The 14,643-nt window shown below is 40.2% G+C and carries 14 protein-coding genes; 8 read left to right on the forward strand and 6 right to left on the reverse strand.

Going from position 1 to position 14,643, the window contains the following annotated elements:
• Positions 1 to 26 precede the first annotated feature (26 nt).
• Complete coding sequence (locus IJT21_02430; protein ID MBQ7577103.1) at positions 27 to 1,658, reverse strand: hypothetical protein; 1,632 nt, start codon at positions 1,656 to 1,658, stop codon at positions 27 to 29.
• Positions 1,659 to 1,819: 161 nt separating this feature from the next.
• Between IJT21_02430 and IJT21_02435 the strand changes: the two genes are divergently transcribed.
• Positions 1,820 to 2,239, forward strand: coding sequence for an HIT family protein (locus IJT21_02435; GenBank protein MBQ7577104.1), 420 nt, complete (start codon positions 1,820 to 1,822; stop codon positions 2,237 to 2,239).
• Positions 2,240 to 2,730: 491 nt separating this feature from the next.
• Here the strand turns inward: IJT21_02435 and mglC are convergent, their stop codons facing one another.
• The 4 genes from mglC to IJT21_02455 form a co-directional block, all read right to left on the reverse strand.
• Positions 2,731 to 3,939: a galactose/methyl galactoside ABC transporter permease MglC gene (gene mglC, locus IJT21_02440; protein ID MBQ7577105.1), complete on the reverse strand. Its 1,209-nt coding sequence runs from the start codon at positions 3,937 to 3,939 to the stop codon at positions 2,731 to 2,733.
• 27 nt (positions 3,940 to 3,966) lie between these two features.
• Entirely contained in the window at positions 3,967 to 5,505 is a 1,539-nt protein-coding gene (locus tag IJT21_02445; GenBank protein ID MBQ7577106.1) for a sugar ABC transporter ATP-binding protein, read from the reverse strand.
• Positions 5,502 to 6,494 carry a galactose ABC transporter substrate-binding protein gene (locus tag IJT21_02450; GenBank protein ID MBQ7577107.1) on the reverse strand — a complete coding sequence of 331 codons (993 nt, stop codon included), beginning with the start codon at positions 6,492 to 6,494 and terminating at the stop codon, positions 5,502 to 5,504. The genes IJT21_02445 and IJT21_02450 overlap by 4 nt, the downstream gene beginning before the upstream one ends.
• A gap of 73 nt (positions 6,495 to 6,567) precedes the next feature.
• Positions 6,568 to 7,641 (reverse strand): galactose ABC transporter substrate-binding protein, encoded by a 1,074-nt coding sequence (locus IJT21_02455; GenBank protein MBQ7577108.1) that lies wholly within the window; start codon positions 7,639 to 7,641, stop codon positions 6,568 to 6,570.
• Between the two features lie 256 nt (positions 7,642 to 7,897).
• Between IJT21_02455 and IJT21_02460 the strand changes: the two genes are divergently transcribed.
• Together IJT21_02460 and IJT21_02465 are read left to right on the forward strand one after the other, a co-directional pair.
• A complete protein-coding gene (locus IJT21_02460; protein MBQ7577109.1) occupies positions 7,898 to 8,059 on the forward strand; it encodes a hydrogenase expression protein HypA/HybF in 162 nt (53 codons plus the stop codon).
• A gap of 6 nt (positions 8,060 to 8,065) precedes the next feature.
• Complete coding sequence (locus tag IJT21_02465) at positions 8,066 to 9,103, forward strand: hypothetical protein (GenBank protein MBQ7577110.1); 1,038 nt, start codon at positions 8,066 to 8,068, stop codon at positions 9,101 to 9,103.
• Positions 9,104 to 9,148: 45 nt separating this feature from the next.
• Here the strand turns inward: IJT21_02465 and IJT21_02470 are convergent, their stop codons facing one another.
• Positions 9,149 to 10,705, reverse strand: coding sequence for an NAD(P)/FAD-dependent oxidoreductase (locus IJT21_02470; protein ID MBQ7577111.1), 1,557 nt, complete (start codon positions 10,703 to 10,705; stop codon positions 9,149 to 9,151).
• A 662-nt stretch (positions 10,706 to 11,367) separates the two neighbouring features.
• Between IJT21_02470 and IJT21_02475 the strand changes: the two genes are divergently transcribed.
• The 5 genes from IJT21_02475 to IJT21_02495 are packed head-to-tail and all read left to right on the forward strand — an operon-like array spanning position 11,368 to position 14,319.
• Positions 11,368 to 12,192, forward strand: a complete 825-nt coding sequence (locus tag IJT21_02475; protein ID MBQ7577112.1) for a zinc ABC transporter substrate-binding protein — start codon at positions 11,368 to 11,370, stop codon at positions 12,190 to 12,192.
• A complete protein-coding gene (locus tag IJT21_02480; GenBank protein ID MBQ7577113.1) occupies positions 12,185 to 12,808 on the forward strand; it encodes an ATP-binding cassette domain-containing protein in 624 nt (207 codons plus the stop codon). The genes IJT21_02475 and IJT21_02480 overlap by 8 nt, the downstream gene beginning before the upstream one ends.
• Complete coding sequence (locus IJT21_02485; GenBank protein MBQ7577114.1) at positions 12,809 to 13,612, forward strand: metal ABC transporter permease; 804 nt, start codon at positions 12,809 to 12,811, stop codon at positions 13,610 to 13,612.
• On the forward strand, positions 13,609 to 14,148 hold the full coding sequence (locus IJT21_02490) for a metal-dependent hydrolase (GenBank protein ID MBQ7577115.1): 540 nt from the start codon (positions 13,609 to 13,611) through the stop codon (positions 14,146 to 14,148). The genes IJT21_02485 and IJT21_02490 overlap by 4 nt, the downstream gene beginning before the upstream one ends.
• A gap of 3 nt (positions 14,149 to 14,151) precedes the next feature.
• Complete coding sequence (locus tag IJT21_02495; protein MBQ7577116.1) at positions 14,152 to 14,319, forward strand: hypothetical protein; 168 nt, start codon at positions 14,152 to 14,154, stop codon at positions 14,317 to 14,319.
• The last annotated feature ends 324 nt before the right edge of the window (positions 14,320 to 14,643 follow it).

Consider the following 14,643-nt stretch of genomic DNA (forward strand, 5'->3'; position numbering starts at 1 on the left):
TTCGCGATTATTATATTATATTGCGTCTATTTGCTGTCAAGAATATAAGGTGTTACAACCATAACAACTTGAGTCTTGTTGCGCGTTCTTGTGCGTGTCTTGAATAATTCTCCCAAAAACGGAATATCGCCTAATATCGGCATCTTCAATACTTGACGGTTCATATTTTCACGGAATAATCCGCCGACAACAAAGGGCATACCTTCGCGGACTCTAATTTCTGTCTTGACACTGCGGCTTGATGTACGGGGCATTTCTTCACCGGTGCTGCTTGTTATTGTGTCGAGAACTTCTCCGGTTTGTATGTCGAGCTTGAGATTTATAAATCCGTCTCTGCCGATTCTGGGAGTAAATGTGAGTTTGGGGCCGACTTCTTCTGTTGACCAAGTTACATTTCCGGCTTGATCTCTTGCTGATATGTAGGGATAATCTTCTGTCAAACTTATTTGGGCTTCGTGGCCGTCAAGAGCAATTACAGAAGGATTTGCTATAACTTTGCCGCTTCCCCTGCGCTCAAGATTCGTAAAACTGTTTGTGATTACATGCTGCATTCCCGCGCCGTTGTCGTAAGTGAATGTGCCTCCGCCTGCTGCCCATTGCAAAGTGTATTCATTATAGACAATATCAAGTGCATTAGCTACTTCACGTGTTGCAGTGTCAGCAAACTCGAAAATATTTGCGCGAATCATTACTTGTTTGCCGGGTAAATCTATTTTCTTGACTGTTTCTGTTACTTCCTGCATTTTTGCGGGATTTGTGCGGACATGAACAGCGTTTAATCTTTCATCGACGACTATATTTGCGTCAGGGACTCCCGTAAGAGCTGCCAGCATTGTTTTTACTGCTGATGGAGTCGAGTAAGAAATATCAAATGTTTTAGTCTCATCATCGCCGGAAAGTTTATATAAACCTTCGCGAGTCCCGAAAACTGTAGTGTTTGCTCCGGCAGTGTAGCAGGCGATATTATAAGTACGCAGCAAATAATTTAATACATCGTCGATTCTCAAGTCATTAAGAGACATAGTGATTAAAACATTTTTCGGGAAAGACGTATCTATTATTACATTTCGGCCGAGTTGATTCATGAACATTCTTATAACGTCCATTAAATCAACTTCTCGAAGCTCAACGGTAATTTTTGTGTTGACCTTGAACGGGAGAGTCTGACTCGGAGCTATTGCACGTTTTTGCGGGATTAGAACGCTGTTAAAATTTGTCTCCTGAATCGCAGAAAGCCTTATTGTGAAACCTTCACGGATTACAGAAATTTTGTGCAGCTTTAGAGATTTTGCGCCCCTGATTGTTATCATAGCTTTATTTACTAAGTCATCAGATAAATTTTCTGCGTTGAAATCTACTATCATTGGGACTATTTCGAGATCGTCTTGAACTTCTTTATTAATTTCATCCGGCTTGGGTATATTGCAATTATAAAACGTGATATAAGCCATGTCGTTATTAAATTGCACTAAGGGATCAGGGAGTTTATTTCCGATGAACTTCACTACAAATTCATCTGTGCCGAGCTGATAGACCGCGCATTTTGTGAGCGATGAGTCAGAAATTTTTTCGGGCTTTCTCCGTGCAGCAAGCAAAATATCACTTCCTGCAAGAATTAATATAATAATTATAAATATTGCCGAAAATTTTTTTAGCATGACTCCCCGTACTCCCCTGTCAAATATTTTATGTGATTTATTATACGATTAAGTGATTATACACGCAAGAAATTACGTAAAATTACTATGTATAAATTAATTGCGAATAATTTAATCTCTTAATCTCAACAAAAATATTATCACAAGAGGTGCATTAATTCATGAAAGATAATAATTGCGGTTATTGTATGAGGGGCGAACTTCTCGAACAGTTCGGAATTTATATTTGCGATTTGAGTGTAAGCTCTCTGATTCTCTTCAAGGAACAAAGCCACCCGGGACGATGTATTGTCGCGTATAAAGATCATGTCAGCGAAATTGTAAATATCTCTGACGATGAGAGAAACGCGTTTTTTGCAGACGTGAACAGGGCAGCAAAGGCGATTCACGCGGCATTTCACCCCGACAAATTAAATTACGGCGCATACGGCGACACAGGCTGTCATTTGCACGTTCATTTAGTCCCTAAATATAAAGACGCTTACGAGTGGGGCGGAGTCTTCGAGATGAACCCTAAGAAAAAATTTTTATCTGCGCAGGAATACTCTGACATGATAGAGAAAATCAAAGCGAATCTCTAATAACATTACGGACGGGGAGAACAGGTTTTAATAGCTCTCCCCATAGTAAACAATAAAATTTTTTATTCATGTGAGATATATTTTTTTTGCGCGCAAATAATAGTGTTAATAAAATTTTTTTCTCCGTGAGTCTTTGTCATGGCGTGAATGAAATTAACTTTTTGTAGTTGTAAATGTAGTTGCAAAATTATAAATTTCTGAATTAACTTATGGAATGTAAATATTATACAGCAGAAATATTCGCATAGTAAATTATTTCAAAAGTGTACGCCAAAAAAGGTTTTGCCTTTATAAAACATTTTCGGAAAACTATGGCAAAATATTTTATTGAATATTTACAAAAAATTTGTTGTATGTGTGCGACCCGTTTTTTTTCTCGCGCTCTTTTTCCCCACCCATAATTATAAATGCATGTTTCACTATATCACGCAAAAAAATTTCCTCCGCCCTAATATCAGACAGAGGAAAAAATATAATCTCACGCAAAAAATTTATTTCCTGCGGTATTTCGTCAAGTCAATAGCAACTGCAACAGCAATAATTACACCCTTGATAACCTGCTGCCACATCGGCGAAACATTTATGAACTGCAAACCGTATTGAATTATCGTGAATATCAACACGCCCATTATTATCCCGCCGACTCTGCCTATGCCTCCATTAAGTGAAACACCGCCGACAACGCACGCTGCTATTGCATCAAGTTCATAACCGTTGCCGTAATTGTTCGTAGCTCCTGCCGTTCTTGCTGCCTCTAGGACTCCTGCGATTCCGTACAAGCACGACGCTAAAATAAATATTCCCATTATATTACGGAAAACGTTAATACCTGCAACAACTGCCGCTTCACGATTTCCGCCGATCGCATAAACATTTTTGCCGAAAACTGTCTTATTCAGGACAAACCATATAATTAAGCAAATTACTACTGCGATAGGAATTAATATCGAAATTCCCGGGAAATCTCGTCCCATTGAGAATAAACGCATTTGACCTATCTGCGCGAAATCAGGTCTGATCCCTCCGATGGGCTGCGAGTTGTTCGGAGGCATGTCGAAATAAAGCGAGCAGGTACCGTAAATAATAACTTGCACGGCCAACGTAGCTATAAACGGGTGCATGTCATATTTCGCAACTAAGAATCCATTTAACGCACCGAATATCATACACGCGACTATTGCAATTAATATCGGCATCCATAATTGAACCTGCGGTAAGTCCGGGAAAAATCTATTTGCATATGTAGCAGTCTGAAGCATTGAAGCCGAAATTACAGCAGCAAGACCAACCATACGCCCCGCGCTTAAGTCCGTACCTGCTATTAAAAGCGTGAAACAGATTCCCAGTGCCATAATTAATTTTGTAGACGACTGAGTCAAAATATCAAGTGCGACTCTTATCTGCATAAATCTCGGCTGTAATATGCAAATTACTATAACAAGCACTAACATTGCAAGTAAAATCGCATTGTTTGTCAGAAATTCCCCGAAAGTTTGTTTATTAAGCTCGTTGACTTCCTGATTTCTTGAGAGAAAGCCCTTCAACGCAAAACAGACTCCGATTATAATCAAGAATATAGGCAGGTCATAAATTTTGCGGTTAAGTCCGAGCGGTGCTTTTGCGAAATAAAGTATTACTCCCAGCGCAAGAAAAACAATCCCGGCTGTAGTGATTAGACGCTTTGAACGATTTTCTGCCATGATAAAAATTTCTCCTTCTATAAAGATTTATGCAGCTGTATTTTCTTTACGGCCTGCAAACTGTGTAGCGAGTGCCATAATTTTTTCTTGGCTGTATTCGCCCTTGTTGAGGAAACCTGTAACTCTTCCCTCGCACATTACCATAATTCTGTCAGACATTCCCATTAATTCCGGCATTTCAGACGAGATCATTATAATAGAACGTCCCTGCGCAATTTGTTCGAGCATAATATTATAAATTTCATATTTTGCACCGACATCGATTCCGCGTGTAGGTTCATCGAGAATCAATATATCAGAATTTGTCAACAGCCAGCGTGCAATTAAAACTTTCTGCTGATTTCCTCCGCTTAAATTTTGTATGAGAGTCTCAAGTGAAGGAGTCTTGACATTCAATTTTTTGCACTCTCTATCAGCTTCGACTCTGCGTTTGTGATCGTTAAGAATGCCTAAATTCGCGTATTTTCTCTGATTCGCTATAACAGTATTCTCAAGTATGGGCAGGATTCCAAATATACCGGTTGCGCGCCTTTCTTCTGTGAGTAATGCAAGACCGCGCGACTTTGCAAAACCGGGATTCTTTGACGTATATTTTGCACCGTTTAGGAAAATTTCACCCGATGCAATGCTCCTGAGTCCAAATAAAGCCTCAACAAATTCTGTTCTCTGAGCACCTACAAGACCGCCAATCCCTAAAATTTCCTGTTTGTGCAACTCAAAGCTGACATCTTGGAATGACTTTTTCAGGGGCGAGCAGACGTGTTCAACTTTAAGCACAACTTCATCACTTGGCTTGCCTTCACGAGGCGGGAATTGATTCGTCATTTCGCGTCCGACCATCTGCTTAATGATAAAATCGTTCGTTAATTTCTCGCCAGTTTCCTTATTCACAACCGGCCAAGTTCCGACATACTGACCATCGCGCATAATAGTAACCTCGTCAGAAATCTCTAATATTTCCTTCATTTTGTGCGAGATATAAATAAACGCGACTCCCTGCGCCCTTAAGCGATTAATAATCTTGAAGAGGTGATCAACTTCTCTGTCAGATAATGAGCTTGTAGGCTCGTCAAGGATTATAATTTTTGCTTTCATGTCGACGGCCCTGGCTATTTCCATCATTTGAAGTATTGCTGCGCTTTGATCTCCTGCAAGTGCTAAGGGGTCAACGTCAAGCTCTAAATCTTCAAATAGTGCCTTAGTCTTGTCGTACATTGCTTTATGATCAACTACGCCCATATGACCGGGGAATCTGCCGAGATAAACATTTTCCATTACTGACCTGAATCTAATCGGGTGTAATTCCTGATGTACCATTGCGATTCCTTTGTCCATTGCCTGACGTGCTGAATGAATGTCCGCTTTCTGACCGTCTAAATAAATTTCTCCGCCGTTAGGTTCGTAAATTCCGAATAGACATTTCATCAGGGTTGATTTTCCTGCGCCGTTTTCACCCATGAGAGCGTGAACAGTCCCCGCCCTTACGTTTAATTGAACGTTGTCGAGAGCTTTAACGCCGGGAAAAACTTTCGTGATATTCTTCATTTCGAGCAAAAACTCACTCACTTGTCATCACCTCTAGTAACTTTCTGATATGGGATCCAAATATATTTATTATCAGTAATTGGGTAGCCTATCGAGCTTAAATCTTTATTTGACGCAAGGGCAACAGCTAATTTAGCAGCTGCGAATCCCTGATTATCGGCATCGTTTAAGACAGTTCCGAGCAGTTCGCCTTTGTTCATTGCTTCAAGTGCTGAGGCGTTCGCGTCAACTCCTACTACAGGAATATATAACGCCGGGTCGCCTTTGTTGTAATTATTTGCTTTGAGGGCTTCGACTGCGCCTAATGCCATTTCGTCATTGTTTGCGATAATTGCCTCGATATTTTCTGCGCCGATTGACATTATGAAAGCGTTTGCTATGGTCATGGCCTGTAATTTGTCCCAGTTTGCTATGGCGTTAGCGAGTTCTACAGGTTCGATTCCAGCTGCTTTTATTGCCTCGATTGAATATTTTGAACGCAAGATCATATCTTGATGGCCGTTCTGACCGCGCAATAAAATAAATTGTAATTTCCCGTCTTTGTTCTTGTCTGCGTCGGGGTGTGATTTAAAGTATTCTGCGATTAACTGTCCTGACTGAGTGCCGGACTCTTCTGCTTTTGCGCCGATATAATATGCTTTATCGTAGGAATTTAACACGGATAATTCAGGCTCGCGATTAATAAACACTACCGGAATATTTGCGGCTTTAGCTTTATCGACGATTGTTTGTGATGTCATTCTATCGACGGGATTAACTATCAAGACATTTACGCCGTTTGCAATAAATTCATCAATCTGGGCATTTTGCGTGTTCTGGTCGTCTTGGCCGTCGGAGAAATTAATTATTGCGCCTTCTTTCTGTGATTGTTCGGCCATTGCGTTACGGAATCTAAGCATGAAGGCATCATTAAATCTGTAAATGCACGCGCCTATTTTTATTTCTTGTGCGTGAGAACATGAGACTACTGCAAGAATCAAGATAAATGCTAATACAAAACTTTTACGCAAGGAAAATCACCTCTTTCACTAATAAAGAAAATAACCCCCGCGCTAATTCAACGGGGGCTGAAAATTTCACATTTTATTTCATGAACTCTTTGTAATTGTCAACAGTTACAGGACGATAAGGAATCCAAATATATTTTCCGTCGGTGATCTTGTAGCCGATTGACTCTTCAGTTACGGGTTTGTCATCTGCTGCGACAACTGCGACTCTTACTGCTGCGAAGCCCTGATTATCTGCGTCATTAAGAACTGTGCCGAGAAGCTCGCCTTTGCTCATTGCTTCGAGTGCGGGTGCTGTTGCGTCAACGCCTACTACAGGAACATATTTTGCGGGGTCGCCCGTGTTGTAGCCTTCAGCTTTGAGAGCTTCAATTGCGCCGAGTGCCATATCATCATTATTTGCGAGAACTGCCTCGATATTTTCAACGCCGACTGCTGAAATAAAGCCCTTCATTTTGTCTGTTGCCTGAACTTTATCCCAGTTTGCTGTGTCATTGCCGAGCTCTACAACTGCAAATCCGCCGTCTTTAATTGCTTTGAGCGAATATTCTGTGCGGAGTGTAGCGTCCTGATGTCCCTGTTCGCCGCGAATCATAATGTACTGGATTTTGCCGTCTTTGTTCTTGTCTGCTTCGGGATGTGCTTTGAAGTAGTCTACGATGATTTGACCTGACTGAGTGCCGGACTCTTCTGCTTTTGCGCCGACGTACCAAATTTTATCATAAGCCTTCATAACTTCTTCGTAAGGTTCGCGGTTTACGAATACGATCGGTAGTCCTTCTGCTTTTGCTTTCTCCATGAGGGGCTGAGCTGCTGTTCTGTCAACGGGATTGACGATTAAAGCATTTGCGCCTTTGGAAATATACGCGTCGACCTGGTCATTTTGTGTGGGCTGCCTGTTCTGTGAGTCAACGATTTCGAGCTCTCCGCCCTGACGATCCATTTCTGCGCGCATTGCATTTCTTACGCCGGTCATGAAAGTATCATCAAATTTGTAGATACAAGCTCCGACAAGTGCGTCTGTGGCTGCATATGCTGATACTGCAAAAACTGCGAGACAAAGTGCTGCTAAAATTACAACTTTTTTCACGATAAAAGCCTCCTGATAAAAATTTTTATTTCCAACGCAATTTAATGCGCGGGATTCCATAATTTGAATATTGTAGATAATCTTGTGATTTGATGAATATATTATAATGAAGTCCGCAAAAATTATACAGTAAATCTCGCAAAAATTTTTTGTGTGAGTCAGACTTGGCAGTTATCGTGTCAGCAAAAATTTCTTTCACGCCCATTCAAGCAGCTAATAAAATTATGTAAATATCACGTGAATATATTATTACGAATCTGCTAAAATCTTAATCAGCTTATGAAAAAATTTGTTTAACGGAGGACGCATAAATATTATGGCAAAATTTAAGTGCCTCGAATGCAAGAAAGAATTTGAACTTGACTCATCATCAACCAGCAGACGCTGCCCAGAATGTATGAGCCGTTATCTTGAGCTTGTTTCAGGAGAAATACAGCGCGGCAAATCCTGGAGCGCAAAAAGTTATTCAGCCCGCTAAAATATCATGCCTGCAGATAATAATTTACTCACAGATTTTCAGGGACTCGCAGAAGAGACCGCAACGCCTTTTGCCGATAACTCACAGTCCGAACAAGCCGCGAAAAATGTTCCGGGCTATCTCGCGCTAAAATTCACGTTTGCACCCAGCCGCGGGGATATGGGCGGAGCTTTCTGCACTATTTTTGACGGTCAGACAGGGAAAACAGTTTTTCAAGTCTTCTGGCTCGCAAGACCCTACGCAAGCAATGTTTTAATCGAACCCGCAAAAGATTGGCGCAGCTTTGTCAAGAAATTCACGCAGTTAGGGCCGCTCGACAAGGACTGGGGCGCAAAATTACAGGAACAGCTCAAAGAGTTACTACCAGCAGCAGAAAAACGCAAATTATTCGAGAATTATACAAAAGTTAAATTGCGTCAAGTTGAAAGTATTTTGCGAAGGAGCTTCGAGACCGCCTCACAATGTGTATTCAGTGCCTCAATTGATGCAGAACCCATAACAAGAGCAGATCTCGAACGCGCAAAAGTGTTAAAGCCTTTAGGGCCGAGTCCTGACGAAATAGCAAGACAGAAACGGGAAGAAGAAAATAAAGCTCAGGAAGCCTACGACGAAGCAAATAAATCTACTAAGAAAGACGGCGAATTTGAAGGAACGCTAATAAAATGTTCGGCAGTAGTAGATCCGGTCAAGGGCAAGCCTTCATCTGAAATAGTGCCGGGAGATATTATAGAAGTAGTAATTGAAGGCGACGGAGCAAGCGGACTCGTTCGCAAATTTCTTGAAGAAAACGACATGAAACCTTTATTTCCGGTCGAGGAAGTCAAGCGCACAGAGGGCAAATCTTTAATTTATGTGCGTATCAATGACGAGATTCGCGGATTCATCAACATAACTAAAGATATTCGCATGAAGACAAAAGAAGATCCCCGGCAAAATGTCAGTCAGGAACGGGCGACTCATATGCTTGAAGATATATTTTTCTTCGGGATTCTGGGTGTTGCGTTAATTGGCCTGCTGCTTGTAATTCGTTATTTCTTCTTGTGATAAATAAACCCTCCCGATTGAGTGAGTCAGGAGGGGAAAAATTTTTTATTTGCTCTCGTGATATTCTTTCTCTGTGTTGACGTTCCAAATGTTGGACTTGTCATTATTGCCGGATAAAATATTTCTCACCGCCTCGAACGCCGTACACATTGAGTGATCTATATTATTATATCTGTGCTGGCCGTTGCGCCCGATACAGTAAAGATTTTGAATCGAGTCTAAATATTTTCTCAGCTCGTCAATATGCTCATACGTGTCAAAATATGCGGGATAGGCCTTCTTTATGCGTTCAACGTGCGAGTCGATTACGTCAGAACGAGATTTAATCATGCCGATTTTGATAATTTCGTCAGCAGCGAGTCTCGTAAAATCTTCGTCATTCATTGTCCAGTAAGAGTCACCTTCTGAGCAGAAATATTCAAGCCCAAGCCACACAGTATTATTTAAATCTTTGACCATGTACGGCGACCAGTTGTTAAATATTACGATTCGTCCGACTTTGACCTCTCTATCTTGAATATAAATCCATTCGTCAGGGATAATATTTCCGAAAGTTTTTGCGTTTGTGTCGTTGTGAAGCTCGAAATTTTTTACAAGCATTCCGGCAATCTTATAATCTCTGTAGGGGAGTCCTGACGCGATGAAATTAATTCGTTCCGGGACATCATTTAAGCCCGCAACTAAATCTTTTATCGGCATTGAAGAAATTACTATATCGCATGACTCTGTGAGTTCTTGATTATCTTTCTCGTAAATAACTGACTCGATTAGATTTCCGGATTTATTGAAACCTTTTGCGCGCGCACCTGTAATAATTTTTCCGCCCATTTTCATAATTTCGTCTGCTGTGATTTCCCAGATTTGACCGGCTCCGAGCTTTGGATATGAGAACTCTTCAATTAATGATGTCTCTACTTTGCGATTTTTGCTGTGAAAGATTTTCCCGAAAATGTCGCGTAAAATTGCAATTATTGACAGACCTTTGACTCGTTGTGCGCCCCAGTCAGGTGAAATATTTGACGGATGACGGCCCCATAAATTTTCGGTGTAGTACTCGAAGAACATCGAATATAATTTTTTGCCGAAACGGTTTATATAGAAGTCTTCAAGTGATTTTTCCCTGCGCTTGAAAATTGCACTCTTCATATAACTTAAACCGGCTGCTATTGTCGTGAAGAATCCCATATTTTTTATTGTGCTGAACTTTAGCGATATAGGGTAATCAAAAAATTTGCGCTTGAAGAATATTCGCGTGAGTCTGTTGCGCCTTAACATGACTCTATCGACTTTTTCAGGGTCAGGGCCGCCGGGGGTGAGTCTTGATGTCTGGCCTAAAGTTTTATAATCAAATGGGAGTGCGCCTTGATTTGGCATTACGTGTTCCCACCATGAATTAACCTCCGGAACCTTCGAGAAAAATCTATGCGGGCCAGTGTCCATTAAATTCCCGTTGTGATTGACAGTTTTTGAGATGCCGCCCATGTAAGAGCTTTCTTCAAGTATTGTTACATCGTAAGAGTCTCCGGCCTTGCGTAAAATTTCATAGCCTGCTGTAAGACCTGCCGGGCCTGCTCCGATTATGATAACTTTTTTGCGCGTCATGAAAAATTTTAATCCTCCGAACTTGATAATTTATTGAGTTAACGCATTTAATTTATTAATTTCAGCTATGTGCACTACTAATCATTTACTCACCAGCAGCGCGAACAGACAAAAATTTTTATAGAGATTCAAGTTTATTTGCTATATTATAACGAAGCTGAATCAATAAAATCAACGGCGTTACAATTATGAGCCAATGCCAGATTATAAGGCTTCAAATTTCTAATTACACAAAATTTTGGACAAACCCGAAAAATTCCGCTCACTGATAATCAGAAGTCTCCCGCTTAAGATTTGTCATAGAGCGAGTAAACAGCAAAATTTTATAATTACATTTTCTTTGATATGTGGATTATATATTTTACAATGTCATGCATAAAAATTTATTTTCCGAAAGTGTTTTACATAATTAATCGCATTGATTAAAAATTTTGTGTCAATAAATTATTTTTTCTCTGTGAGTCTTTGCCATTAAAGCAGAAAATTAATATTTTTGTATTGGTAAAAGTATTAGTAAAATATTTCTCGTATGCAATATAATTTTGTGAAGTGAAAAATTTTAGTATGCACACATTATATCAAACTTTTTGTCAACGGGAACAGCTTATAAATATTTCTCTGATATAATAGCGTAAAATTATTTATTCAGGAGTATTTATTATATGAGATTCAAGCGTTTATTATTAATCACAAGTTTTTTGCTGCTAATCACATCGACAGCTTATGCAAAAATTGTAATCACTTGCAGCTCTTTCCCAGTGTTTGACTTTGCAAGAAATATCGCCGGAAATGATGCAGAAATAAAATTATTATTGCGTCCCGGAATGGAACCTCACGAATTTGAGCCTTCCCCTATGGACATTGTAACTCTTAATGACTCCGACGTTTTCATTTATACAGGGCCGGAGCTTGAACACTGGGCAGAAAAAATTTCTCACTCACTAGAGAATACACGCATAATAAACGCTTCTGAAAATATAGAACTCGTCAATAATGACCCTCATATTTGGATGGACATGCAAATGGCTTCTCACATGGCCGCAAATATTTTAACCGGTTTGATAATGGCTGACTCGCAAAATTCAGAGTCTTATATGGACAACGCACAAAAATTTTTGCACGAACTTGCAGAACTTGACGGAGATTTTATGAGCCTTCCACGAAATAAAACGCTCGTTTTTGCGGGAGAATTTGCAGCAAATTATTTTATCGCCCGTTACGGATTTAAATATATCTCAGCTTACGACGGCGAGAACGAACCAGGAATCAAGCGCATTACAGAAATAATTGATTTCATTCGTGAGAACGGGACAAAATATATTCTTGCTGACGATTTCGGAGGCTCACAAATAACGCGCTCAATAGCAAACGAGACCGGCACGCAAATTTTGACATTCAGCACGGCTCATGCTTCATCAGAAAATGACTCGTTCATAGCGATAATGAGACAAAATCTTGAATCACTCCGGCTCGCATTAAATGACTGAAAGAATCAAGCTCGACAACGTAATAATCAAATACGGCGACAATACAGCGATAAATAATATCTCGTTGAAGGCTGACTCAGGCGAATTTATATTTATCACGGGCGCAAACGGTTCGGGAAAAAGTACACTGACTCGCGCTATTGCAGGATTGATAAAATTAGATTCCGGAAAAATTGAGACTCTCGGCAAAATTTCATACGTCCCGCAAATAGAAGAAGCTGATAGAGATTTCCCCGCGTGCGTGAAAGAAATAGTCATAACCGGCACACAAAGACCGGGAAAAATTTTTTATTCGCGCAGAGATAGGGAGCTTGCAAAAATTTCTATGCAGGAATTATTTATTTCTGACTTGGCCGAACGTGAAATAAAGACTCTTTCGGGCGGGCAGTTGAGGCGGGTATTTCTTGCGCGTGCTTTGTGCGGTGAACCTGATATTTTGCTGCTTGATGAACCTTGCGCGGGCTTGGATGCTGACTCACACGAGATTTTATTTTCACTCCTGCGCAAAAAAATTTCTGAAGGCTGTACAATTTTAATGGTAACTCATGATGACTCAGATTTGGCCGGTATTACTAACGCAAGAGTCATAAAACTTTCACACGGGAGAATTATATAAATGAGCGAAATAATTAATTTATTGCATTACTCATTTGTACAGCGTGCATTAATTGCGGGCTCGTTAATTTCTGTCTGTGCGTCTGTTCTGGGAGTTATTCTAGTTTTGAAGCATTATTCACTCATTGGGCACGGATTGTCGGAAATTGGTTTTGCGTCATTGTCGATTGCTGCTGCACTGGAAATTTCTGCGATTTACATAACTGCACCGTCTGTGATAATTGCTGCGTTCGTTATTATGTTTGTGAGCGAAAAATTTAAGACTGCCGGAGATATTGCGATTGCTGTAGCCTCGTCTGCTGCTCTTGCGATGGGGGTAATAATTTCGTCGTTGTCCGGGTCAGCGTCTAACATGTCATCATATTTATTTGGGAGCGTGTTAGCTTTGAGTGAGAGTGATTTAATTTTCGCTGTAATTCTTGCTGTGATAGTAATTTTTTCGTTCATAATATTTTATAACCGCTTATTCCTGATTACATATAATGAAGATTACGCGCGCTCACTTGGAATAAATATCACGTTCTATCAGGCTTTAATCTCGATTTTGACGGCGTTAATAGTTGTTACCGGTATGCGTATAATGGGAACGCTTTTAATTTCGGGAGTAATAATTTTGCCGGCAGTGAGTGCAAAGAGTTTAGCGTCAGGCTTCAAAAGTTTAGTTATAATTTCTGCAATAATTTCATTTACGGCATTTATAGCGGGATTAATTCTCTCGTTTGTAATGAATCTTCCTGCGGGTGCCGGTGTAATATTGACGAACACAATTATATTAATTCTCGTGAAAGCGTGCGTAAAAAAATGACTGGCAAGGGACATAGAATTTCTACATTTTCATTTGTGCTGGGTGCGACGGGTTCGCCATTAGCGGCAGTTATAAGTTTATTTGGGAGTACATTTCCGGACTCGTCAGAATATATTATTTTTGGGCGCAGGAGGAATCGTTATCACAGACGTTATACACATTGGTTTGTGATATGGCTCTTGCTTAGTTACACGTGTTTTCTGCGTGCGGGGTGGATTGTGCCGAGGCTCTCTGCATTAGTTGACGGGAGGCAGGCGCATTTTGATGTATGGTCGTGCGCGGGATTTTGGTTTATGGGATGTTTGCTGCATGTTTTAGAAGACGCTTGGTGCGGGACAGTGCCGTTTTTGCTGCCTTGGAAACGTTCGGTCGGGATTCATGTATTTCATATGTCGAAGAAGATCGGCCAAATGAGTCGCGGAGAAATAAATTTTGTCTTGATTACGGTTATAATATCGTTGGTTGCGTTCTTTATGAGATTCTTCACTGTGAAAAGTTTTATGGATTTCTTAGCGCAGTTATGGAGAAGTATTTAATTTATGTGCTATAATTTACAAAATTCAGTAATAGGAGCATTGACAGTGATTAAATTTTCTGACATAATCGGCTTCACGGCTTCACGGCTTCACGGCTTCACGGCTTCACGGCTTCACGGCTTCACGGCATCACGGCCAAGAGTCTATCCTTTTAGCATATCACAAGAATAATTTACGCACAAGATTAAATAAATTTCTAGCAGGAAAAATTTTTTTGCTTCTTCGTGTAGTTTGCGGAGGAGTAATTTTTTGCTGTGAATATATTGCTGCCTTATTGCTGATAAATAAATTTTCACATTCAAATATGGAGGTCTGTTATTAATGGGATTTATATATAATATTGTTAAGGCAAATTGTCCTGATTGTTTATTTCCGTTAATGAGATCGTGTTACAGAACGATAAAGCTGCCAAAAACTTTGATGAACAAGTACAAAATGTCTCGTATAATTTCGCGTGCTGAAAAATTAAGGCCGTATTACCGCGATGAATTGTCG

Source organism: Synergistaceae bacterium, assembly GCA_017443945.1.
Taxonomy (GTDB): Bacteria; Synergistota; Synergistia; order Synergistales; family Aminobacteriaceae; genus JAFUXM01.

Bases quoted from the DNA above. Each gene is read 5' to 3' on its own strand.
- IJT21_02430 (MBQ7577103.1), bottom strand. From the start codon at position 1,658: ATGCTAAAAAAATTTTCGGCAATATTTATAATTATTATATTAATTCTT.
- IJT21_02435 (MBQ7577104.1), top strand. From the start codon at position 1,820: ATGAAAGATAATAATTGCGGTTATTGTATGAGGGGCGAACTTCTCGAA.
- mglC (MBQ7577105.1), bottom strand. From the start codon at position 3,939: ATGGCAGAAAATCGTTCAAAGCGTCTAATCACTACAGCCGGGATTGTT.
- IJT21_02455 (MBQ7577108.1), bottom strand. From the start codon at position 7,641: ATGGAATCCCGCGCATTAAATTGCGTTGGAAATAAAAATTTTTATCAG.
- IJT21_02460 (MBQ7577109.1), top strand. From the start codon at position 7,898: ATGGCAAAATTTAAGTGCCTCGAATGCAAGAAAGAATTTGAACTTGAC.
- IJT21_02465 (MBQ7577110.1), top strand. From the start codon at position 8,066: ATGCCTGCAGATAATAATTTACTCACAGATTTTCAGGGACTCGCAGAA.
- IJT21_02470 (MBQ7577111.1), bottom strand. From the start codon at position 10,705: ATGACGCGCAAAAAAGTTATCATAATCGGAGCAGGCCCGGCAGGTCTT.
- IJT21_02475 (MBQ7577112.1), top strand. From the start codon at position 11,368: ATGAGATTCAAGCGTTTATTATTAATCACAAGTTTTTTGCTGCTAATC.
- IJT21_02480 (MBQ7577113.1), top strand. From the start codon at position 12,185: ATGACTGAAAGAATCAAGCTCGACAACGTAATAATCAAATACGGCGAC.
- IJT21_02485 (MBQ7577114.1), top strand. From the start codon at position 12,809: ATGAGCGAAATAATTAATTTATTGCATTACTCATTTGTACAGCGTGCA.
- IJT21_02490 (MBQ7577115.1), top strand. From the start codon at position 13,609: ATGACTGGCAAGGGACATAGAATTTCTACATTTTCATTTGTGCTGGGT.
- IJT21_02495 (MBQ7577116.1), top strand. From the start codon at position 14,152: ATGTGCTATAATTTACAAAATTCAGTAATAGGAGCATTGACAGTGATT.